This is a genomic window from Enterococcus sp. E4-223 (assembly GCF_035727065.1).
In the GTDB taxonomy this organism is placed as follows: domain Bacteria; phylum Bacillota; class Bacilli; order Lactobacillales; family Enterococcaceae; genus Enterococcus_B; species Enterococcus_B faecium.
In genome coordinates this window covers 36507-59548 of the sequence record NZ_JAPMLH010000010.1, presented here as the reverse complement: position 1 = coordinate 59548, position 23042 = coordinate 36507, and the positions used below count along the sequence as shown (strand labels likewise).

General features: G+C 37.7%; 18 protein-coding genes. 6 read left to right on the top strand and 12 right to left on the bottom strand.

What is annotated here, in order from left to right; translation table 11 throughout:
• Positions 1 to 320: 320 nt before the first annotated feature.
• The 11 genes from OS139_RS12715 to OS139_RS12665 all read right to left on the bottom strand — a co-directional run bounded on the left by OS139_RS12715 (position 321) and on the right by OS139_RS12665 (position 12742).
• Positions 321 to 1631, bottom strand: coding sequence for a glycoside hydrolase family 28 protein (locus tag OS139_RS12715; protein WP_325066971.1), 1311 nt, complete (start codon positions 1629 to 1631; stop codon positions 321 to 323).
• 11 nt (positions 1632 to 1642) lie between these two features.
• On the bottom strand, positions 1643 to 3061 hold the full coding sequence (locus tag OS139_RS12710; RefSeq protein WP_002332390.1) for an MFS transporter: 1419 nt from the start codon (positions 3059 to 3061) through the stop codon (positions 1643 to 1645).
• A 239-nt stretch (positions 3062 to 3300) separates the two neighbouring features.
• On the bottom strand, positions 3301 to 4869 hold the full coding sequence (locus OS139_RS12705) for a glycoside hydrolase family 43 protein (RefSeq protein ID WP_002332389.1): 1569 nt from the start codon (positions 4867 to 4869) through the stop codon (positions 3301 to 3303).
• Between the two features lie 3 nt (positions 4870 to 4872).
• Positions 4873 to 5283: a DUF4064 domain-containing protein gene (locus OS139_RS12700; protein WP_325066970.1), complete on the bottom strand. Its 411-nt coding sequence runs from the start codon at positions 5281 to 5283 to the stop codon at positions 4873 to 4875.
• Entirely contained in the window at positions 5280 to 6203 is a 924-nt protein-coding gene (locus OS139_RS12695; RefSeq protein WP_325066969.1) for a pectinesterase family protein, read from the bottom strand. The genes OS139_RS12700 and OS139_RS12695 overlap by 4 nt, the downstream gene beginning before the upstream one ends.
• Positions 6200 to 7078: a dienelactone hydrolase family protein gene (locus OS139_RS12690; RefSeq protein ID WP_016627941.1), complete on the bottom strand. Its 879-nt coding sequence runs from the start codon at positions 7076 to 7078 to the stop codon at positions 6200 to 6202. Before OS139_RS12690 ends, OS139_RS12695 begins: the two co-directional genes overlap by 4 nt.
• Positions 7065 to 8402: a glycoside hydrolase family 28 protein gene (locus OS139_RS12685; protein ID WP_002332386.1), complete on the bottom strand. Its 1338-nt coding sequence runs from the start codon at positions 8400 to 8402 to the stop codon at positions 7065 to 7067. The genes OS139_RS12690 and OS139_RS12685 overlap by 14 nt, the downstream gene beginning before the upstream one ends.
• 2 nt (positions 8403 to 8404) lie before the next feature.
• Entirely contained in the window at positions 8405 to 9508 is a 1104-nt protein-coding gene (locus OS139_RS12680) for a glycoside hydrolase family 88/105 protein (RefSeq protein ID WP_002307984.1), read from the bottom strand.
• A 74-nt stretch (positions 9509 to 9582) separates the two neighbouring features.
• A complete protein-coding gene (locus OS139_RS12675; protein WP_002307983.1) occupies positions 9583 to 11088 on the bottom strand; it encodes an extracellular solute-binding protein in 1506 nt (501 codons plus the stop codon).
• A complete protein-coding gene (locus OS139_RS12670; RefSeq protein ID WP_002331079.1) occupies positions 11054 to 11746 on the bottom strand; it encodes a YesL family protein in 693 nt (230 codons plus the stop codon). The genes OS139_RS12675 and OS139_RS12670 overlap by 35 nt, the downstream gene beginning before the upstream one ends.
• Before the next feature lie 21 nt (positions 11747 to 11767).
• Positions 11768 to 12742 (bottom strand): ABC transporter permease, encoded by a 975-nt coding sequence (locus tag OS139_RS12665; protein ID WP_002286009.1) that lies wholly within the window; start codon positions 12740 to 12742, stop codon positions 11768 to 11770.
• A gap of 299 nt (positions 12743 to 13041) precedes the next feature.
• On the opposite strand from OS139_RS12665, the gene OS139_RS12660 reads away from it, so the two are divergent.
• Positions 13042 to 13914 carry a carbohydrate ABC transporter permease gene (locus OS139_RS12660; RefSeq protein ID WP_002297754.1) on the top strand — a complete coding sequence of 291 codons (873 nt, stop codon included), beginning with the start codon at positions 13042 to 13044 and terminating at the stop codon, positions 13912 to 13914.
• A 457-nt stretch (positions 13915 to 14371) separates the two neighbouring features.
• Here the strand turns inward: OS139_RS12660 and OS139_RS12655 are convergent, their stop codons facing one another.
• Entirely contained in the window at positions 14372 to 16570 is a 2199-nt protein-coding gene (locus OS139_RS12655) for a helix-turn-helix domain-containing protein (RefSeq protein WP_002332385.1), read from the bottom strand.
• A gap of 231 nt (positions 16571 to 16801) precedes the next feature.
• Here OS139_RS12655 and OS139_RS12650 point away from each other — a divergent pair, with 231 nt between their 5' ends.
• The 5 genes from OS139_RS12650 (at position 16802) to OS139_RS12630 (ending at position 23042) form a co-directional block, all read left to right on the top strand.
• Positions 16802 to 17794: a LacI family DNA-binding transcriptional regulator gene (locus tag OS139_RS12650; protein WP_002332384.1), complete on the top strand. Its 993-nt coding sequence runs from the start codon at positions 16802 to 16804 to the stop codon at positions 17792 to 17794.
• Between the two features lie 59 nt (positions 17795 to 17853).
• Entirely contained in the window at positions 17854 to 19275 is a 1422-nt protein-coding gene (locus OS139_RS12645; RefSeq protein WP_002286004.1) for a tagaturonate reductase, read from the top strand.
• The gene (locus OS139_RS12640) at positions 19268 to 20767 is read left to right on the top strand and encodes a UxaA family hydrolase (RefSeq protein WP_325066968.1); all 1500 of its coding nucleotides are present in this window, start codon (positions 19268 to 19270) and stop codon (positions 20765 to 20767) included. Before OS139_RS12645 ends, OS139_RS12640 begins: the two co-directional genes overlap by 8 nt.
• A 38-nt stretch (positions 20768 to 20805) precedes the next feature.
• Positions 20806 to 22200 (top strand): glucuronate isomerase, encoded by a 1395-nt coding sequence (gene uxaC, locus OS139_RS12635; protein ID WP_325066967.1) that lies wholly within the window; start codon positions 20806 to 20808, stop codon positions 22198 to 22200.
• Between the two features lie 158 nt (positions 22201 to 22358).
• Positions 22359 to 23042: a rhamnogalacturonan acetylesterase gene (locus OS139_RS12630; RefSeq protein ID WP_002294493.1), complete on the top strand. Its 684-nt coding sequence runs from the start codon at positions 22359 to 22361 to the stop codon at positions 23040 to 23042.

The following is a 23042-nucleotide window of genomic DNA, read 5'->3' as shown; positions in this document are numbered from 1 at the left end:
AGAGAGACAAGCGATTGTCAACTCTTTTTTAAAAGTTTTTTTCGATTTCGTTTTTCGAAATCTTTCAGCAACTCATTTATCATAACTTATCGTTTGTTATTTGTCAAGAACTTTTTTGAAGTTTTTTTCGATAGAATCAAGCTTCGTAAGTGGTTCTTTTTAACGACTTAGTTATCTTATCACGTCTAAAAACATGTGTCAACTCTTTTTTGGAATTTTCATAAAATGTTTCAATGAAGCGCGACAACGTTGTTTAATATATCATTAAAAAAAATAAAGGTCAAGCTAAAATATTATTTAAGCTTGACCTTATTATAATTTCAACGATTGTCAAAAGTATTGTTTGCAGCTGTATTGCCAGTTTCTATAGATAAATCACAGCTTTTGAAACATAAGTTTTGTACTGCTTCGATTCGCCCGAATTCTTTTGCAGTTATTTGGCAATGAGAAAAGCAGACATCTTCTATAGGCTTTTCAGGAAATGCTACTAAATCAAAAGCTCGGGAAGGAAGTGAGTAACCTGGAGAAAGGCATGCCTGTACGTTTTTGATGTGTATGTCTTTGACTTTCGTCATTTGCTTTGATTCAGGTATTTCTTCAGCCACTGCTTGCCAACTTTCTGGCATTTGAGCAAGGTCATTGCTATTTTTTCTATTGTATTCATTATGCCAGTCCATTATCCAAGAAAAAGGAAATTGTACATCAATCATATTCAGATTTTCTACCCTGATATTTTCGATCACTCCCCCTCTTTCTTTTGAAGATTTCATTCGAATACCACAGTCTGACTGAAAAAAATCGATATCGTGAATATATACGTCACTAACTCCAGCACTAACTTCGCTACCAATAGTTACACCGTATCCTGAACGGATTTTACATCTAGCAACCTCGATTCTTGATGATTTTCGATTGACTCTTGCACCATTGCCATCTCTGCCAGACTTAATAGCAATACAATCATCACCACAGGCCAAATCACATTCATAGACACGCACATTTGTTGAAGAAACAATATCAATCCCATCTGTACTTGGTCCATCATTGTTGCGGATGATTACTTTTTCTACTAATACATCGTTAGAATAAGTGATTTGCAAGTTCCAAAAACCTGATTTCTGAAAAATCAAATCACGAACAACAACATGTTCTGCATGATACAGTAAACAAGCGCGTGGACGTTTAATAGCATAATCCGCAATCCAACGAAGTCCCTTTTGATCGTATTCAGCTCTTGTCCCGCTTTTTTGATCTTTTCCCCAATACAGCTCCCACCAATGGTCTCCTTGACCGTCGATTATTCTTTTTCCTTCTATAAGAATATCTTTCGCCGAGAGAACATTCAAAATCGCTGCTGGCCATTTCATTTCTACGCCGGCTACTCGTGTATCGATTTCTGGAAATGCTTCGATATCTGTTCTCCCCTTGAGGACTGCACCTTCTTCAAAGATAAGATGACTCTTATCTTTTAAAAAAAGGGCTCCGACTAAATAAATGCCTTTTGGAATAAATACAGGTAAGTGTTCTTTCGCACCTTGATCGATTGCTTTTTGCAGTATTATTGTATCATCTTGTTGAGTGTCGTTTGTTTTAAAGTTCAAAGCATTGATAATCCCTTTTTTTGTCCGCAATACGTTTCTCCCTATCTTTCATTGATTTTTTTCAATTCTTCACCAATAAATACAGTTTTTGAACGATTCAGTGGGTAACCTACTAGCAAAATGATTGCGGATACAAATAAGCAGAATGCTGGTAACAAGTTTGCCATCGTATAAATCCTTTCTTGTACTAAAACTGATTGGATGGCTCCACCTGTTGTAGACGATTGGTAACCAATGAGTGCCAGCATAAATCCGCCTACCGCTCCTGCACATGCTTGTCCTACTTTTCTCGCAAAAGAATTTACTCCATATACTGTTCCATCTTCTCTTAAGCCTGTCTTATATTGATGATAATCAATCACGTCAGTAATGAATGCCCAGACCATCAAATTGAATAAACCAGATCCTAAAGTAGCGATAAATAAAAGAATCAGATATACCCATGCATTTGTTATATGAAGGAAATACATCAGCAAGTACATACATGAAGAAGCAAGTAACGCAAATACGCTTGCTTCCTTTTTACCAAATAATTTTGTCAGCTTTGTAGCAAATGGTGCTAAAACTACTACTGTTCCGTAAGTAAATAAAAGAGCAACAGACATTGCCTGTTTATTATGGAAGTAATCATTGAATAAATAAGTCATATTCGTCCCAGCTAAAATCTGATTGATCACAATGAAAATGTCAACAATGACTAAAATAATCAGTGCTCGATTAGCTAACAAACCTTTTACCAACTGAGAAGCAGATACTTTTTCGTTTTTTACAACTCTTACTCTTTCAGTAGTCAATTTACAAGTTAACATATATGCGACAAATGCAATTGCAGCACATCCGATTGAAATCCAAAAGAAATGATTCCCTGAAACGACTTGTTGTCTACTCTTGTTATGGGTATACATTAAAATCGGAATGAAGAATCCTGTAGTTGATCCGCCAATCGCAGAACCAATGCTTCGGAAAGTGGACAACGAGGTGCGGTCATTAGGATTTGAGCTAATTGCTGCTGCCATTGCTCCATACGGGATATTGATCGTTGAGAGAAAAATCCCATAAACGATGTATGAAACAAAAATATAAGCAATCTTCACCGTCATTGGAAGATGTTGGACGAATGGCAAAAATAAAATGACAGTTACTAAGCAAAATGGATACTTCATTTTTCTGATCCAAGGAATAAATCGACCAGCTTCTGTTAACTCTGAGACATCACATAATCTTCCAACCATCACATCAGCAAACGCATCCAAAATTCTCGAAATCAAGAATAACGTACCTACGATTGCCCCTGAAACGCCAAGAACATTCGTATAATAAATCATCAAGAAACTATTGACTAAACCTAAAATAAAACAGTTACCTAGATCACCGAACATGTAGCCTATCTTATCGGAAATCCCAAATTCCTTTTTTTCTTTTTTTACTGTATTTGCTGTAACAGCATTTTGTGAAAGCATTTGAATTCCTCCTACCTCTTCTAGTAAACGTTTTCAAAATTATAACTCTTTTTTTCTTGTTTTTATATTCACAATGTTGGCTTTTTATTGCATTATCTTGACAGATAAAAAACAAAAAATAATCTAAAAACATTGATACATAAGATTGATAACTTTTTTTACATAACAATATATACAAACAAAAAAATTCACTAACTAGTGAAAATAAGTTAGTGAACCTCATTTATTAAAGAATTAAATTACAGATGATCTTTTCCATCATACTTGAAAAACTCAAAATCAGCATAACTTCCTCTTTTTTTATTTAGATCATGCACTGCTATCCCGATAAAATTTCCAGTAAACCCTCCTGAGAGTATACACATGTTTTTTTGCGGACCTACTTTCTTCCATTCTTCAGTTGATACGTCTTTCAAATGAAACTGTGCTGTCTCTTTCTTTACAGTGACTTTCAAAAAAGCCTTCTTTTCTGTGAGTGGAATCGTCCAATCTTCTATTTGTGCTACTCCGTTTTCTGATTCTATCATACGTAGGCATTTTCCCTTGTCCTCATTCCAAGTAACATAACAATAAATATAATTGGATTCATTTAAGTACAGTACCAGTCCAGCCATCTGATTAAAATTATTAGGCATGTATTCAAATGCTGTCTCCGCATCAAAAGTAAAATCCGTTTGCCGAATAGCTAACAAATGATGTTCGAAGGTAGATTGAAGAGATTCACCGGAAATCAGACGTAAAAAACCTGGTCTACATTTTGTATCACACCAATCAGCATTTGGCAAAATGCGTCTGGCATTCCAGTTCTTCTTTAGCTCTCCTTCAAATGTATCCATAAACTGATGATCTTTTTCTTGTTGTACCTCTTCATTTGTCTCAATCATTATTTCTTCCATCGGAGTTGTCTGGCTATCTTTAAGTCTTAACCAATCGTCGGACGTCCAATACACTTCTTGAATAGCGGTTTCTCTTCCCAAAATAGCCGCACCGTTTAATGGTCTGGTACAAAGATATGTCATGTACCATCTTCCTGACGGGGTTTGTACTAAGCTCCCATGTCCTGTACATTGCAATGTAGAAGCAGGTTTGTCACTAGCTGTCAGCATAGGAAAACCAGGATCAAGCTCGTAAGGACCAATAATATTCTTTGCTCGGCAAACTGTAACTGAATGTCCTCTTCCTGTACCGCCTTCTGCCGTCATCAAATAATAATACCCGTTACGAAAATACAAATGTGGTGCCTCCGTTTTCGCTAATTCTGTACCTGCAAATATTTTATAGATGGGACCATCAAGCTTCTTCTTCTCTGCATCATATTCTTGTAATACGATACCGCTGGATTTATTCGGTGTGTCCAGACGATAATCCCATAGTTCATTGACAAGCCATTTTTTTCCCGTTTCAAGATCATGGAACAAAGAAGGATCAAAGCCGTTACTATTTAAATAAATTGGTTCGGACCAAGGACCTGTGATCTCAGATGCAGTGATCAAATAATTGTGGACATCTTTAAACGGACGGCCTGCACTTTTGACATCTGTGTAAACAAGATAAAACAATCCATCAGCATAACTGATCTGTGGCGCCCATATACTTCCATTTGTAGGATTTCCTTGCAAAGATACTTGAGTGGTCAAAATATCCGTTGTATGTGACCAGTTGACTAAATTTTTCGACTCATATACTCGGATTCCTGGAAGCCATTCAAAAGAGGAGACAATAATGTAATACCGCTCTTTCACTCTTAATATATTAGGATCTGGATTGAATCCTCTTAAAATAGGATTTTTCACTTTGATAGTCTGCATGATTCAGGCTCCTTTTCTCATTCTTACTCGATATAAACTGAATGCCCCAGCTGCGAAATAAAAAAATGCAAAAGGAAACGCAATAAACTGAGTGCCAATCAACAATATGAATCCTGTTATAAAATACAAACCAGTGGCAGTTGTTAAGTATTTTCCTTTAGCAGTCAAAAACAATGCTACTGATAAAAAAGCAAGTGAAATAAACAACACAACGGCAAACAGACCAGTCATGTCCTGTAATAATCCAAATGTATTTTCTAAAGACAAAGTTGGATGATCTACAGCAAGCGACTGATAACTTTTTTTAAACTCTGACGCAGACATATTACTTAAAGTAACTGCTAACCCGCCAAAGAAAATCAAAGATAGACTGCCACCGACCATTCCTAGCAATAGTTCCCATTTTCTTTTCATTTCTGAACCCCCTGCTTTTCTAAATGTATCCATTCAGGTCTTTTGATCGATGTTTCATAATTGTTATTACGTTCAGAGAATTTGACAGTCTGTTCATTTTTCTTGTCATCCCAATTATCCCAACCAGTTGGGTGAACATGCCCACCTATCTTACACGCTTCAAATAAGACATTTGCATACGGACGCCACGGTCTTCCTAAATAGACGTTTCTAGTATTAGGTTCTGCAGTCAAGGTACAGCTTTCAAAACGATACCCTGTTTTTTGATTTTTCGGCGTAGATGCTGCTGTGATGTATCCAGGATTTTTACTGGCTAAGCTATGGATATGACACTGATGAAAAACGGCATCTGCCCCACCAAATATGAAATCCACCGTTCCTTCAATCCAGCAATATTCATAGGTCTGACGACAATACTCAGGATTGGCAGAAGCCGGTGTACAAAAAGGAGTACCATCTTTTTGCAAATCAGGCAACGGACCCGTGCATAAGGTATCCTGATAACCAGATAGTTGACAGTTTTTTAAAGATATGCGATCTCCTGAATTGAATAAAGCAACAGCCTGTCCTACCTTTTCTCCTGGACCTGCTGTATTTTCGATGTGAAGATTTTCTAATACGACATTCGATCCTTCTAAGAAAAAAGTAGCACTTCGGAAAGTCCCTAACTGGCTACCGTCAAGATACTCCTGTTTTGCAAAACGATTACCGGAGATCACTACTGTTCCTGCTCCCACAAGTTTAAAATTGGATAATCTGCTTTCTATATATTCATCATATCTTCCTTCTTTTACTATCAAGACCTTTGGATGGCTATCCGGCAGGCCTGCCAAATAATCGATTCCTTCTTGGATAGTTTCAAAATCCGTCGGGGTATCTATAGCATTCTTTCCAATTATCAGTTTGTCTTTCATCCTCATAAATGCTCCCTTATGAATTGTTTCCAAATATTTCTCATTTCTTGTGTTTCCATATGACCGCCTGTTAAAGAAAAAGAAGAAAAGTTTTCTGGACTACCCATTGATTGATACTTTTTGTCCAGCCCTTTTCTCAGCTTCAGTACGCCTTCGTCCAAGCACATCGTATCGTTTTTTCCAACTAAGCTAAGACGAGGGCGCGGAGCGATTTTTTCTTGGATTGCTAACGTTGTATAAGCTGTCAATAGATTTGGCACATAGTAATAAAACCCATGATGATCTAGGCGGCGATGTAGCAAAAGTGTTTCGATGTCCACCTGTGCCGCTAGATCAATACAAACTTTGACACGAGAATCCAATGCTGCCACCCACCAGCTTAATAAGCCTCCCATAGAAAGACCAATCGTTGCGAGCCGTTGAGTATCTGTGTCTTCCCTTGTCTCCAAATAATCGATCAAGCTGATCACATCATAAATACGCATTCCCCATAACGTTTTTCCTGTTAATAAAAATTGTTTGAACAACTCGCTTTCAGAAATACCTCCGCGTTCTTCAAATCCCCAAGCATCAATCGACCAAACAGCATATCCCATTCCTGTCAGTACTTCTGCAAAAGATGGAGAAGCTAAGTAAGGAGCACCATGGATCAATTCACTTTTCCCGACTGAAAAATCTCCGCCGTGAGAATGCAGGTAAAGGACCGTCGGAAACGGTCCTTCTTTTTCTGGATAAGCATAGAGGGCTGGTACTGTTTCCAATTCATTTAAGTACAATTGATAGTATTCAAGCATAAAACCGTTTTGTTTTTCTCGGTATAATCGTTTTCCACTAGGGGTACGTCTGCTAGATGGAGCACCTAAAAAATCATTCAACTGCATAAGCAAAGTTTTTACGAACAACCAGTTCATCCATATTTTCTGATTGATTTGATTGGAATTTCTCAATACTGATTTCTTTAGTATTTTCTAATAGAAATGCTGGTCCCTCGTGATTTTCAATCGACATCTGGTTAAAGGAAACCTTACCCGCAAAGCCAATATAAAATCCTTGTCTGCTTATTTCCTCTATTCCTGTCATCATAGCAGGAACACCGGGAACTGCATCTTGGGCCATCGAGACATCGATATTGTCAAATGTGATTTCTTGTATGAATTGTTCCGCTAATCCATAAATAAAACCTGCAGAAGCATGGACATTCCTTGCCGTGATATTCGAAAAATGGATCCTTCTGAATGCTGGTGTCCGTTCATCTATCGGATAAGCCTTTTTTTCCCATACGTACGGTTCTTTCCCTCGCGGACCACAGAAATAATAAAGATTCAGTATAAATGGACACATCACATTATCCATGACTATATTGGATACTCGAATATCTTCAACGATCCCGCCTCGACCTCGTCTAGATTTCAATCGTATTCCTCGATCAGTTTCTTGGAAGATACAATTTGAAATGGTAATATTACGAATACTACCACTCATTTCACTTCCTAATACGACACCGCCATGTCCATGGACCATCGTGCAATTTGTGATCGTGATATTTTCGCAAGCGATCCTTTCGTACGTATCTTCAGTCCCTGCCTTGATTGCAATACAGTCATCTCCCACGTCAATATGGCAATTACTAATACGCACATTTTTGCATGATTCTGGATCAATTCCGTCTGTATTTGGTGAATCCGCTGGGTTCAAGATCGTCAAGTTATCAAACGTTGCATTACTGCAAAGAATCGGGTTGATCGTCCAACTTGGTGACTGGATCAATTTAATATCTTTCACAGTAATTCGATGACAGTTATGGAAACTCATCAATTTAGGACGAGGATAAGCGAGATTATCTGATTCATTTCTAAAAGTATGCCACCATTTTTTTCCATTTCCATCTAATGTACCGAAACCAGTGACAGAGATGTTCTCTACATTTTGAGCATAGATACAGGAAGCATAAACTTTTCGATGGACTCCTTCCCAACGTGAATGAACAACAGGATAATCTTTTGGATCGTCAGAGAATTTCAGAACCGCTCCTGCGCTTAAATGAAGTTCGACATTGCTTTTTAAAAATAAAGCTCCTGTTAGAAATTCACCTGCTGGAACAACTACGGTCCCGCCTCCGTCACTTGCTGCAGCATCAATGGCTTGTTGTATTGCTTCAGTATTCAATTCATCAATTGATGCGCCAAATGTCAAAATATCATACATATTTATAATGCCTCCACTTCAATCAATGCTTGCAAGAATGCACCAACGCCTTTTTGATCATTACAAATAATTGGTTCACTGATGTAGTAAGCATATGAACCATCTCGCTGATCTGCTCCGCCTAACCCTGCTACTTGACAGTTTTTATTCAAGTTCAGCCAACCTTCTTTTGTTTCCAGAACAAATTCATCAAGTAATCCTTGATGTGATTTCTTCACTTGTGGAAGCCATTCTTCTTTGTTCAGCAGGCCCAAACGTATTCCTTTAGCCATTGCGTAAACAAACATACTACTGCCGGAAGCTTCCAGATAATTTCCTTTCCGTTTTGTTTCTGTTGTTACTTGATACCATGTCCCGCTGTTTTCTTCTTGATATGGAAGTAATGCAGCCAGTGTCTTTTCTAGAATTTCTTTCAGCAAAGAACAATCTGTTTCTTCATGAAGTAATTCATAGGTGTCTGCTGCAGCCATCAAATACCAGCCAATCGATCGGCTCCAAAAATGATGGGATAGACCTGTTTTTGGATCAGCCCATGGTTGGACCTTCTTTTCATCCCATGCATGAATCAGCAAATTTGTTTTTGGATCGAATAGATGTTTATAACTGATTTCAAACTGTCTCAAAACATCTTGGTAATCTTTTTCTTCACTAAAATTCTGGATAAATTCAGCATAAAAAGGAGAACCCATATATAAGCCATCCAACCAAATTTGATAAGGATAAATTTCTTTATGCCAAAAAGCTCCTTCGGATGTGCGTGGATGGTTTGCCAACTGCTGTGTAAGGAGTGCTGCTGCTTTTTTATATTTTTCTTCGCCTGTTTCTTTGTACAATAAAAAGAAAAGCTTTCCTGTATTTACATGGTCGATATTGTATTCTTCAACGCTGTAGCCACGGATCGTTCCATCTTCTTGCACGAAATAGTCGATATTGTCTTTTATGAAATCAAAATAATTTTTTTCTTGTGTTTGTTCCCAAAGCAATTGGAATCCTTTAAGTACGACACCATAGTCATAAGACCATTTTCCTTTATACCACTTTTCTTCATATAAACGAGGAGTTCTTTCCATGATGCTTTTTGCTAATTTTTTTGACCAGTTTTCCATTATTCGCTCTCCTTTAAAAATTAAAATAGGATTTGGGACAAATACCAAGAAGATATTTGTCCCAATCGTCCATATTATTGTGCCGCTTTGTATGCTTCTTCGTACTCTTGTGTGATTCGATCGCCTCCTTGTGCTTTCCAGTCTTCTACAGCTTTTTTGAATCCATCTTCGTCAATCTGTCCCATGATATATTGGACAGTTGCATCAATAATGATTTTTTCGATTTCTGATCCTACTTCATTGTTCGTCGTTGAATCCAATGGTACAGAAGGATCCAATACAGCAAATTCTTCATTTTCTTTGATCAATTGATTAGAGAATTCTTTTTCAGGGTCTGTATCTTTGAAAGAGAACGTCACTTCACTAGGACGAGAGCTTGATAACGGTTGCACCTCCTGCTGCCAAAGATCCATATCGATAAATTCGATAGAGCCATCATCATTCAATTCATAATGCGTTCCTTCGATACCGCCAGTCATCAACTTATACACATCTTCTTCTAAAAGATCATCAACAAATTGAAGTAATTTCTTCAATTGTGCTTCGTCTTTTACTTGAGATTTGGGAAATGCTAGCAAGCCGCCAATACCATTTCCTTCTGACCAAACATGATAACCGCCGCCTTCACCATCTGATATCTTGTTTACAGGCACTAATTCCATATCATCTTGAATACCTTGACCCATCGTCTTCAGATTCTTGATATCCACCATTCCAGTGTAGATTCCAGTTCTTCCTTGTGCAAATTGTTCTTGCTGATCAGTCTTTTGGGTAACTGCAAAGTCTTGTGCCAAATAGCCATTCTCAAATAGATCTCTTGAAAAATTCAAAGCTTTCATATACTCTTCTGTATCAAATTCTGGAGTGAATTTGCCATTATCGTCTACAGCCCAGCCATTTGGTGCTCCAAAATAAGAAGTGAAAAGTTTAAAGCTGGTATAACGAATATCACTAGGCGCACGATCGCCAAAACCAACTGTGTCGTCCACACCATTTCCATCAGGATCGTTTTCTGTAAATTGTTTAGCTACTTCATAAAGCTCATCCATGGTAGTTGGAACATCTAGTCCTAGATTATCCAACCAGTCTTTTCGAATGACTAAGCCAGCACGAGCGTAGTCTTTTTGTATCGGTACGCCGTACAAGGCACCGTCGATACTCGCAGCTTCGATTCTATCTTCAGAAATTTGACTTAAATTTTTATAGTCTTTTAAATATTCTGATACATCCCAGAATACGCCTGATTTTAACGCATTGCGGACAGAAGAGTTTTTCAACATCGCAATTTGAAGTGTAACGATATCTCCTAGTTCATCAGAAGCCAATGCAGTTGTTAATCTTTCTTCTTTTGAAGCATCAGGAATCCAGTTGAATGTCAGTTCCGTATCGGTTTTTTCTTCGATCAAGTTCACAATCGTGTCTGTAGGCGGTGAAGCATGATGCAAAATATTTAACCAAGTGATTTTAGCTTTTCCATCTTCTGTCTCTGAAGAACTGTTACTTGAACTGCTGCCGCATGCGGCAAGTGCTAGAATTCCTGCAAAACTAAGACCTAATTTTACGAGCGTTGCTTTTTTCATAAATTTTCTCCTTCACTGTTTTAATAATATTTTTGTTTTCTTCTGTTTTTTCTGTATATGAGTTCTTCCATTCCAAATGGCAAAATATAGAATTTGCTGTCCACGTGACTGCGGAAAAGAAGAGACTGCCACCGATAAAGGTTAAAACACCTGGCATTGTTTGTATGATCATCAGATAAATCCCTACCATACTTAATATCAACACTAATGAGTAATGAAGATGTGAGAATCCGAATAAAAATGCCATTTTCATTTTGAAAAGATATCCTTTCCAATCATAATGAGCCATGATTGGGAAAATATAGAGTGCTGAGAGCACATATATGAACGCAGCAATATACAAAGCGATCCTAAGATACCAATTGTGTATGAAAGAAAGATCCACAAGTAAAACAATCCCGATGGCGCCATATATCCAGCTCATCAGCAAGGTTTCACGATAGTTTTCTTTAAAATATGTGAAGTACGTTTTCGTCAAAGGAAACGTTTCTTTTGAGCGCAGCCATTTTCTAATCACTGCAACCATCGCATACGATGCAGGACCGAAAGTAAAAACTCCCAAACCTGCGATGACTAAACCGCCCCACAGAAAATTCAAATAAACCAACTGTAAAATACGATTTAGCCTTCCGTTTATTTTATCTAATGACTGCAGCATATCTTTCCCTCTCTTTCTATCTTAGTAAACGCCGTCTTCTCCTAGCTTTTTGGCAATCTTGTTAGCTAAAATTACCATAAACAATCCTACGACCCCTTTAAACAATCCCATTGCTGTACTGAAACTTAACTGTCCATTCTTCAATCCAGCTGTATAAATATAGGTGTCGAAAATTTCTGCAACGCTTCGATTCAATGAATTCAATAACAAGTACATATGCTCGAACCCTAAGTCTAATGTCTGACCGATTTTTAGAATCAGCAAGGTAATGATTACTGGACGAATTGCCGGCAATGTAACATGCCATGTTTTGCGTAAGCGTCCTGCTCCATCCATTTCTGCAGCTTCATACAACTGTGTATCGACTGCAGTTATCGCCGAAAGATAGATGATCGTAGACCAGCCCAACTCTTTCCAGATCACTTGGCCGATATATACTGTGCGTGTCCATTCAGGGGATGTTAGAAAACTGATTTTTTCAAATCCCATTGTTGCAAGGAATTCATTCAATACCCCTCCGTCAACATTCAAAAATACATAAGTAATCGAAACAATGATTACCCAAGACATGAAGTGAGGGATGTAAATGATCGTTTGAATCCCGTTTTTCAACCGTTTGTTCGTTACTTCATTTAATAGTAAAGACAAGATGATTGGCATCGGAAAAAACACGAAGATATTTAATCCGAACAAGATCAACGTATTTCTTAATAATGTAAAGAATGTCGGTTCTGTAAACAAACGAATGAAATGTTTGAAACCGACCCAAGGACTTCCCATTATTCCTAAAAATGGTTGATAATCTTGAAAAGCAATAACGAGCCCCCCCATAGGAAGATACCTAAAAATCAAGAAATAAAGGACTCCCGGCAGAATCATCACATATAAAAATTTATTCGTTTTGATTCCTGCAATTATTTTTTTTCGTCTTCTGAGCTTTTCTTCTTTTTTCGATAGCGTCAGTTGAAATGGTTCTTGTTTCTTTACACTTTCCATAAGCCCCTCCTTAGTTTTGTGAATGTTTGCTGCTTATGACTTCATGATAGATAACTATCTGAATTACGTATATAATCATTTTTATCGCATGTAAAAACGCTTACATATCAATGATCTTTGTGCTATGCAAAACGATAAAGTGTATTTTTTCACAAATAAACTACGCATAGCAAACCTTCTATTTTTTTCTATCTGACACTTAGCATAGGAAATGATTATATACGTAATCTTTCACCGATGATAAATTGAACATATAGAAACAGAAACATTTAATTTATTTTGAGGAGGAGCCTATCTATATGAAAAAGAAAGTCTCTATAGGAGAAAGAAGTTTTACACTTTTCAACAATACGTTTCTAATTTTGCTAGCTTTGATCTGTATCGTTCCTTTTTTAAATATCATCGCTACATCTTTTGCTTCTACACAAGAAGTCGTCGCGAAAAAGTTTATCCTTTTTCCTACTACCTTTTCTTTAGACGCGTATCGCTACATTCTTTCTACGCCGACCATTTTTAGAGCACTTGCTGTTTCGATTGGTGTTACAGGTGTCGGAACGATCGTCAGTATGTGTGCAACTTCACTGATGGCCTACGGTCTTTCCAGAAAGTATTTGTTTGGTCGAGGTTTCGTCAACTTTCTTGTTGTATTTTCTATGTTGTTCAGCGGGGGGATGATTCCAACGTTCTTAGTTGTTCGTTCTCTAGGGCTGGTCAATTCTTACTGGGCCATGATCCTGCCTGTGGCTGTTAATGCAATGAATATGATCATTATGAGAAACTTTTTCCAAGCCTTGCCGGATAGTTTGGAAGAATCAGCAAAAATGGATGGTTGCACAGATTTTGGTGTATTTTTCAAAATTATGCTGCCATTAGCGTTACCGTCTATTGCTACTATCTCGCTTTTTTATGCTGTTACTTACTGGAACACTTATATGACTGCTATTTTGTATATCAACGACTCATCTAAATGGCCGATACAGATTCTTTTACGCCAAATCGTCATTGTATCAAGTGGGATGCAAGCAGAAAGTAGTGCCGTTGATGTGATTCCACCAGCACAAACAGTTAAAATGGCTGTTATCGTTATTGCAACAGTGCCTATGCTGATTGCTTATCCTTTTGTTCAGAAATATTTTGTCAAAGGAGCACTCGTAGGTTCTGTCAAAGGGTGATTATGTACTGAACGCAAAATGGTAGTTGTGTCAGAAGTGGTCAGCTTCAAGAAATAAGAAGGCATTTACGAAAATTGCTTCTTAAATTTTTGTGAAATTTCGGCTTATTTTTCGAAGAATCTACTCCTGGAACACCGTGTATCAGAGGTTGTGAAAGAGACGTTCAGCCTTGAGCGATGATAAAAACTCTCACAAACATTGCGACGAGTAACCCACAGGAGCAATAAGAAGCGATTTTGAAAAATAGCTTCCCATATTTCACAAAATTATGCCTTATTGTCGATAGGCTGTCTCTTGAACGCCATTTATTCGTAAAAAAGAACTGTGACAAGACTTTTGTCACAGTTCTTTTTGCGTGCTTAGCCTTGAAATTTAACTATCCATAAATACAAATACTAGGGTTATTCTAACTTCTTTTATTGCTTGAATCAGTCCACAAGAAAAACAGCCTCTTGATTCACAAATATTTTTTTCGATATTCTCCCGGCGTAATCGACTCCTTCTTTTTAAAGAAACGAATAAAATTTTGCGGATTTCGATATTGCAATCTTTCTGCAATCTCTTTTACGGAGAGGTTAGTCTCTTTCAACCATTTTTTCGCTACCTCTAAACGATGATTTTGAACAAAATCACCAAATTTTTCTCCTGTTTCCTTTTTAAATACATTACTTAAATAGTTAGGGTTATAATGCAACCTATCAGCGATCACATCTAAAGACAGATCACGATCATATTCTGTGTAGACGATATGCATAATATTCTCCGACAAATTTTTAAATTCATGATCAGTGATTGCTTGAGAGCATTCTGTGATTGGCAGAACTAATTGTTCTAAAACAAGTTTTTCTAGTTCTTTGGGATGATAATTGTTCAGTGCTTTTACATAAATTTGTTTCATGTTATCAAAGTTTTTTGAATCTACTCCCAATAACTGTCCTAATTGAACGAGTTCATTGATCAAGCGGACCGAAACTACTTCCCGACTCAAAGGATTTTTATTTTGTGCAAACAATGCATCAATCAATTCATGTACTAAATTCTTCACTTCCTGATTTCCAGAACGAATGGCTTCAAACAATCGATTTTGTTCTTCTATCGGATATCTAATAAGTGTTTTTTCATGAGCAGCAGGAACGATTTCCTGATAAAAAATAATTGAACTTGGACCAGTATTTACACGATAATACAGGGCTTCTTTTGCCCGATCAACCGATTGCTTGCTTTCATTCAGCGTTTCGAACCGGTTACTGATGCCTATACTGATAGTTAAATTCAAGTATTCTTTTACACGTTTTTGAATGAGTCGGCAATACTCCATGACTTTTTTGCTTGCTTCTGCATCATCTTTATCCATTCGATAAATAGTGGCTTGCATTTCTTCATTCAAAACGATCGGCAGCATTCGATTTTCCTTTGGCACAATTTCAGTGATCATGTTGTTGATCGCTAAAAGTAGCAAATCACGCTCCCCACCGTGACTATCTTCTAACAGATCGATTTGTACCAAAGCTGTGTAATAACAGTCATTTTGAGAACTATATCCAAATTGCTGCAACCGCTGATCTAGTTCTCGCCTTTCTACTCGATTTCTAAATAAACTAAGTACAAATAGCGTTTCCAGTTGTGGCTTTTGGGTAACTAAGTGTGCACTTAACGCTTCTTTTTCTCCTATGATCCGACTGACTGATTGAGCGACCAAATCTAGTTCTTTCCCACTGAATCCTTTTGATTTAAGATTCAGACGTTCCTGTATTTGAGAAATCGGACGGGCAAATCTGTCCGAAAATAAGTAGGACAGAAGACCAATGAATCCTACCAGTGTTAAAGACACTGCAACTAGCCCGATTCTCAGATTGCGGATCATTGCGCCAATTACACTAGAGTCAACTTCTAATCTGTAAATCCAATTATTATAATCTGATTTCAGTACTATATACGTTTTATCTTTTTCTCTTATCACTTTCAGCTGATTGTAATCTAGATCCACGTCCGTTAATACAGTTGGTTGCTCTTTATTTTTTACTGTCTGAGTAGTAAAAAGGTTGCCAACTTCGTTTTCAATAGAAAGTATGTCTTCTCCACTTTCACCAACAACTTGTTCTATTGTATGTTTCTCTATCGTAGCAATTCCCAATGCATATTTTTCTTTTTCAAACATTGGCAAAGTAATCACCATTTCGATTCCTTTGTTTTTCTTTTGCCAAAATAAATTATTTTTGTTATTTATGTACTTCTGTTGATACTTTTCAACTTCCTCTTCGGTCAGTTGACTCAACGATCCATTGATTACTCCCCATTTACCAGCCAAACTGACTAAATCATAATTATTATCATCCATAACAATCGTTTCTATAAAATTTAGTTCTTTCCTGATTTCAGAATAAGTGGAGTAATCTGTATATGTCAGCGGATGCTTGAATATGTCCGAGAAATTTTTGGTCGAACCATACGTAGAAAACGAATATTCAATCGTTCTAATTTTCCATTCAACGTTAGTTTTAACTTGCCTGAGCAAATTCTTTTTGTCTGTTAAATAACTCGATTCGATCGATTCATAGGTATTCTGGTAAATGAATAAACTAAATCCTATGACAAGTACGGCTCCTAATAAAAACATCGGTAAAAATATTTTATAAAATACTGTACTTTTCTTCATTTTCTTCCTCTCCTCCTTTTGAAATAAAAGGCTTTCATTTTTCTGTAAAATTGATACTCATCTAATTAAATGAGCATTCCCCGCTTTCAAGAATAGCATAATTAAAAATAAAAATCCAAGTAATTTTTAACGTGTGCAATCTTTTCATATCAAAGATCTATTGACTTATCGTAGTTATCGTAATATGATGAATGCGTTAACAAAAAGTGAAAAAGTAAGGAAAATGATGGAATGGTAACGATCAAAGATATCGCTAAAGCAGCTGGCGTTTCTCATACGACAGTTTCTCGTGCTTTGAATAACAGCAGTTTAATAAAAAATGAAACAAAACAAAAAATACGACAACTAGCTAAGGAAATGAATTATTCGCCAAACTATAGTGCAAAAGGTTTAGTGAATCAAAAAAAATATCTAATCGGACTATTTTTCTCAAGTTTGCATAAAGGAACTTCATCAAATTTCCTAGCAGATTCCATTGCAGGCATCCATTCAGTATTAGACACAAATTACAGTTTATCTGTTGAAAGTATCGATGTTGTTGATTTAACAGAAATCAACCTGCAACGCTACGATGGACTGATCGTTATGAGTCAAAGTGATGATGATCAGCCTTTCATCGACTATCTCAAAGAAAAAAAATTTCCTTTCGTTGTTGTCAATCGTCACATCAATGATCCAGCGGTTATCAACGTCACTGCCGATGATGCGGCCGGTGTTATGCAGGCAGTAGATTACGGTATTGGATGCGGACATACGAAGATCGCTTATATTGGCGGAAAGAAAAATTTTCGTTCGACAAAAGAACGGGAAAAAGGGGTATTGAAAAGTCTAAAAAAAGCGAGCATCCCTGTCAATCCAGCCTATTTTTTAACAGGAGATTACAGCTTAGAAAGCGGCCTCCAAAACATGGAATACCTATTATCACTTTCTGACCTGCCTACTCTGGTTTTTTGCGGCAACGACGACATAGCGATTGGTGCATTGAGAGCTGTACATTTAGCTGGCCTCCGTGTTCCCCAGAACATTTCTCTGATCGGGTTCGATGATTCTCCAGTCGTCTCCTATCTCAATCCGCCGCTTACCACCGTACGTAAGCCTTTGAAAGAAATGTGTCAAGAAGGAACAAAGCTTTTACTAGATTTGATTGAAGGCAGGACGATCGAACAATCTAAAATTGAGCTCTCCACCTTGTTGATGCTTCGTGAGTCGATCAATTACTTGTAAACTACAAGTAATTTTATATAAAAATGTTAACGTGTGCATAACACAGAAAGGAAGTTTATATGAAAAAACTGACAAAAGAATTAGTGAAAAAAAACGAAGCACCCGTAAAAGTTCTTCAGTTTGGCGAAGGCAATTTTATGCGTGGATTTATTGATTGGCAGATTCAGCAGCTGAATAACCAACAATTGTTTAAAGGTAATGTTGCAATCATTCAACCTTTAGAACAAGGTCTTGGGAATATGATGAACCAGCAAGATAATTTATATACGGTCATTTTACAAGGACTCAGCAATGGCGAAATCGTTGATACTTCCGAGATTATCACCGTAGTAGAACAAATGATCAATCCTTATGATGAATGGGATGCTTATCTATCTCTAGCAGAAAATGACGACTTGGCCTATATCGTCTCCAATACAACAGAGGCAGGAATCCAATTCGTGGAGACTGATAATTTAACAGATACTCCCCCACAGAGCTTCCCGGGCAAACTGACAGCCTTTTTATACCGACGTTTCAAATTAAACAAAGCTGGCTTTACCATCATTCCTTGCGAACTGATTGACAGAAACGGCGAACGTCTAAAAGAAATCATTTTACGCTACGCAGAAAAATGGGATTTAGAACCTGCTTTTGTTGAGTGGTTAGAAAAAGAAAATGTTTTCTGTTGTAGTTTAGTTGATCGCATCGTCCCAGGTTATCCTCGCGAAGATGCAGGTGTTTTCAATCAACGGCATAACTATGAAGATCAATTGATGGTCAAAGCAGAACCATTCATGCTTTGGGTGATCGAAGGGCCTAAAGAATTGGAGAATCAACTACCATTCAAACAGGCTGGCTTGAATGTCATCATCACAGATGATATGACTCCTTATCGTGAACGTAAAGTGCATTTGCTTAATGGACCGCATACAGCGATGGTCCCTCTTGCTTTGTTGGCGGAATTGGAAACTGTAGAAGAAGTAATGAAAGATCCTTTATTCTCCGCATATGTTGATCAGTTATTCAATCTAGAATTGATTCCTATGCTTTCTTTACCTAAAGATGAATTAGCCATTTATGCTGACCAAATCAAAGAACGTTTCTTGAATCCTTTTGCCCATCACAAATTAGAAGCGATTTCATTAAATAGTGTTTCAAAGTTCAGCACCCGTCTGCTTCCAGTGTTCAAGAAGTATATCGAAGAACAAAATCAGGTACCACCGTTAATCACTGTTTCACTAGCTGCGCTACTTCTTATGTATCGAGGCGATCAAGTAAAGCCACATGATGATGAAAAGACGATAAGCGAATTTACTGATGCTTGGTCTGATAATGGAACAGCTATTCCTCGATTATTGCAAAACGCTGCGCTTTGGGGAGAAGATTTGTCTCAAATACCGAATGTGACAGATACAGTTCAAGAAATAGCTGCAAAGATCGATCAAAAAGGTGTCCGGTCAGTATTACAAGAAATGAAAGGAACGATGGTCCATGCTTGAAACCCTTCAACCAACAATGAAATTAAATCGACGAGACAGTGTGGTCGTCGCATTAACACCTATTCCAAAACAAACACAACTGACGATTGATCAGCAAACGATCACCACTCTTGAAGATATCCCGCAAGGACATAAGATTGCATTGGGTGATTTGAAAGCTGGAGACAACGTGATCAAATATGGCTATCCAATCGGTCATGTGACGACAGACGTAACTGCCGGTCAATGGCTGCACACTCATAATGTAAAAACCAATCTTTCTGGTGAATTGGATTATCGATATGAAAAAGATGTCCATCCAAGTCATTACCCTTTTGAGAACCGAACATTTCAAGGTTACTTGCGAAAAAATGGAAAAGTAGGGATTCGTAATGATTTGTTTTTAGTACCTACCGTTGGGTGTGTGAATGGCATTGCTGAACTGATCGTCAAACAGTTCAAGGAAAAACATCCAGATCTGGGACAGTTTGACCATATTACGATTTTAAAGCATCCTTATGGCTGTTCGCAGCTTGGAAAAGATCATCAAAATACTCGAGAAATTTTAGCGGACGCAGTAAATCATCCCAATGCCGGAGGAGTTTTAGTATTTGGATTAGGTTGTGAGAACAATACAGTTCCTGAATTCAAAAAAATTTTAGGTGAATATGATGAAGAACGAGTGAAATTTCTAGTGGCTCAAGATGTTTACGATGAGATCGAACAAGGTGTGGCTCTATTAGAAGAGCTTTTAACAGCGGCGGAAAATGACCAGCGCATACCAGTCCCACTCTCTAAGTTGAATGTCGGTTTGAAATGCGGCGGTTCTGATGGTCTATCGGGAATAACTGCTAATCCTTTACTTGGTGCATTTTCTGACTACTTGATTGCTCAAGGAGGCAGCACGATCTTAACAGAAGTGCCAGAAATGTTTGGTGCAGAACAAGTATTGATGGCACGAGCGGAAAATGAAGAAGTTTTTGACTCAATCGTTGACTTGATCAATGACTTCAAACAGTATTTCTTGTCTTACGGGGAACCAGTTTACGAAAACCCATCTCCTGGCAATAAAACAGGTGGAATCACTACATTAGAAGACAAATCATTAGGCTGCACACAAAAATCAGGAAACTCTCCTGTCGTTGATGTGCTGCAATATGGCGAGAAAATCAGAAAACCAGGGCTTAGCTTGTTGCAAGCTCCCGGAAATGATCTTGTAGCTGCTTCTGCTCTTGCTTCATCCGATTGCCAGTTGGTCTTGTTTACCACAGGAAGAGGAACTCCGTTTGGCTCATATGTCCCAACGGTCAAGGTATCTACAAATACGACTCTTTTTGAACGTAAAAGTCATTGGATGGATTTTAATGCAGGCGTCTTATTAGAACAACCAATGGAAGTAATCTTAGAATCGTTTGTTCAAAAAATCATCGCTGTAGCTAGTGGAGAAGAAACGAAAAATGAACAAAATGACGTTCGAGAAATTGCCATTTTTAAAAACGGAGTAACACTTTGATTTTCATAAAACAGTATAAAAAGAAAGAAGGAAGATTTATGTTTTTATCTGATGATTTTTTATTAAAAGACGATTGGGCGAAAAAGCTTTACCATTCCTACGCAAAAAACATGCCCATTATTGATTATCACTGTCACTTAGATCCAAAAGAAATTTACGAAAACAACAATTTCAGCAATCTGACAGAAGCTTGGCTGGGAGGCGATCATTACAAATGGCGCTTGATGCGAGCTTGTGGCGTGCCTGAAGAAAAAATCACAGGAAATGCTTCTGATTTTGAAAAATTTTTAGCTTGGTGTCAAACCGTACCAAAAATTATCGGAAATCCGCTTTACAGTTGGTCACATCTTGAATTGAAGCGTTTCTTCGGTATTGACTTGTTGATAAATGAAGAAAATGCAGAGAAAATTTGGACACAAGCAAATGAAATTTTAGCAGCTCCTGATTTTCGCCGTCGGGAAATCGCAAAAAAATCGAATGTAGAAGTGATTTGTACAACAGATGATCCCGCAGACGACTTGCACTATCATCAGTTGCTTGCTCATGAAGAACCAGATTTGAAGGTTCTCCCTTCATTCCGTCCAGATAAAGCACTCAATATTGAAAAAGAAGGATTTAATGCATGGGTCACACTACTGGAAGAAGCAGCTGACCAAACGATCACCACCTATCAAGAACTGATAGAAGTCTTAGGGCAGCGGATAGAATACTTCCATCAACATGGATGTCGTGTTTCCGACCACGCTTTAGACATCTTACGCTATAATGAAGCGGATGAAACAGTATTAGAAGAGATTTTTCAAAAAGCACGAGCTAACAAACTATTATCTTCAGATGAAATCGATGCTTATCGTACAGAAACACTGATACATTTGACCCACTTCTATCATTCTCATAATTGGACGATGCAGCTGCACATCCATGCTTATCGTAACTGTAATACACAAATGTTGGAAAAATTAGGGCCCGATACCGGCTATGATGGAATGAATGATCTTTCTTTGACTATTCCTCTGCAAAAATTATTGAATCGTGCAGAAGAAACGGATCAGTTGCCAAAGACGATCCTTTATTCATTGAATCCGAATGACTATCCTGCGATTTTAGCTTTGATGGGCTGTTTCCAAAAAGAACAGAATGGAAAACTGCAGTTAGGTTCTGGATGGTGGTACAACGATACTCGAGCTGGTATGCGCGATCAATTAACACAATTTGCTGATGGTAGTGCTTTGGGGAATTTTGTCGGCATGCTGACAGATTCAAGAAGTTTCCTGTCCTACACTAGACATGAATATTTCCGTCGTGTTCTTTGTGAATTTTTAGGCGAAATGGTCATGCGAGGAGAAGCACCTGAAGATGAACAACTTTTAGGAAGTCTAGTTCAAGCGATTAGTTATACAAATGCTAAAAATTACTTTGGCTTTTTTGCCTAATTGATTAATAGTAACAGTAACGAATCAAAAACAGGATAGCGAAATAACGGAATCCGTTTATCCGCGTTTTAGAGAAGAAGACGGACCAAATTTGCTCCGTCTTCTTCTCTTGCTGTTCTGCTTCATTGCCTATAAACCTTTATGAAAGAAGAGATGACATGCCTACTATCCATATTGCCGGTGATTCTACTGCGGCAGAAAAAGATGAAAACAAGCGTCCCGAGACAGGTTGGGGAGAAAAAATCTCTGCTTATTTTTCACCCGAGATCCAGATCAATAACCAAGCAAAGAATGGACGTAGCACCAAATCATTTATCCAGGAAGGAAGGTTAGCCCGTCTAGCTTCACAGTTTCAGCCGAATGATTTCTTATTTGTACAATTTGGACATAACGACCAGAAAATCCAAGAAGAAAGAGGTACGCTTCCCTTCGGTAGCTATTTAAAAAATCTGCAGATATTTTTTGAATGCGCAAAAAAAGCGAACGTCCAAATGGTCTTGCTGACATCTGTGACGCGACGAGATTACTTAGAAAACGGAACATTGAATCCAGATATACTTGGAGACTATCCAAAAGCGATGCGTGCATTTGCTGAGAAACACCATATTCCTCTTTTAGATGTGTTCTCAAGATCACAAGAATTGTTCCAGACCTTCTCAAAAGAAGAGACAAAAAAATTCTACCTGCATCTTATGCCTGATACTTGTAAAAATTACCCAGAAGGACTAAAGGACAATACCCACTTTAGTCCAGAAGGCGCTGATAAAGTTGCCCGAATAATTGTTGAATTGATAAAAGAATCCCGTCTGCCTCTTGCTAATTATTTACAAAAAGGAGTTTGA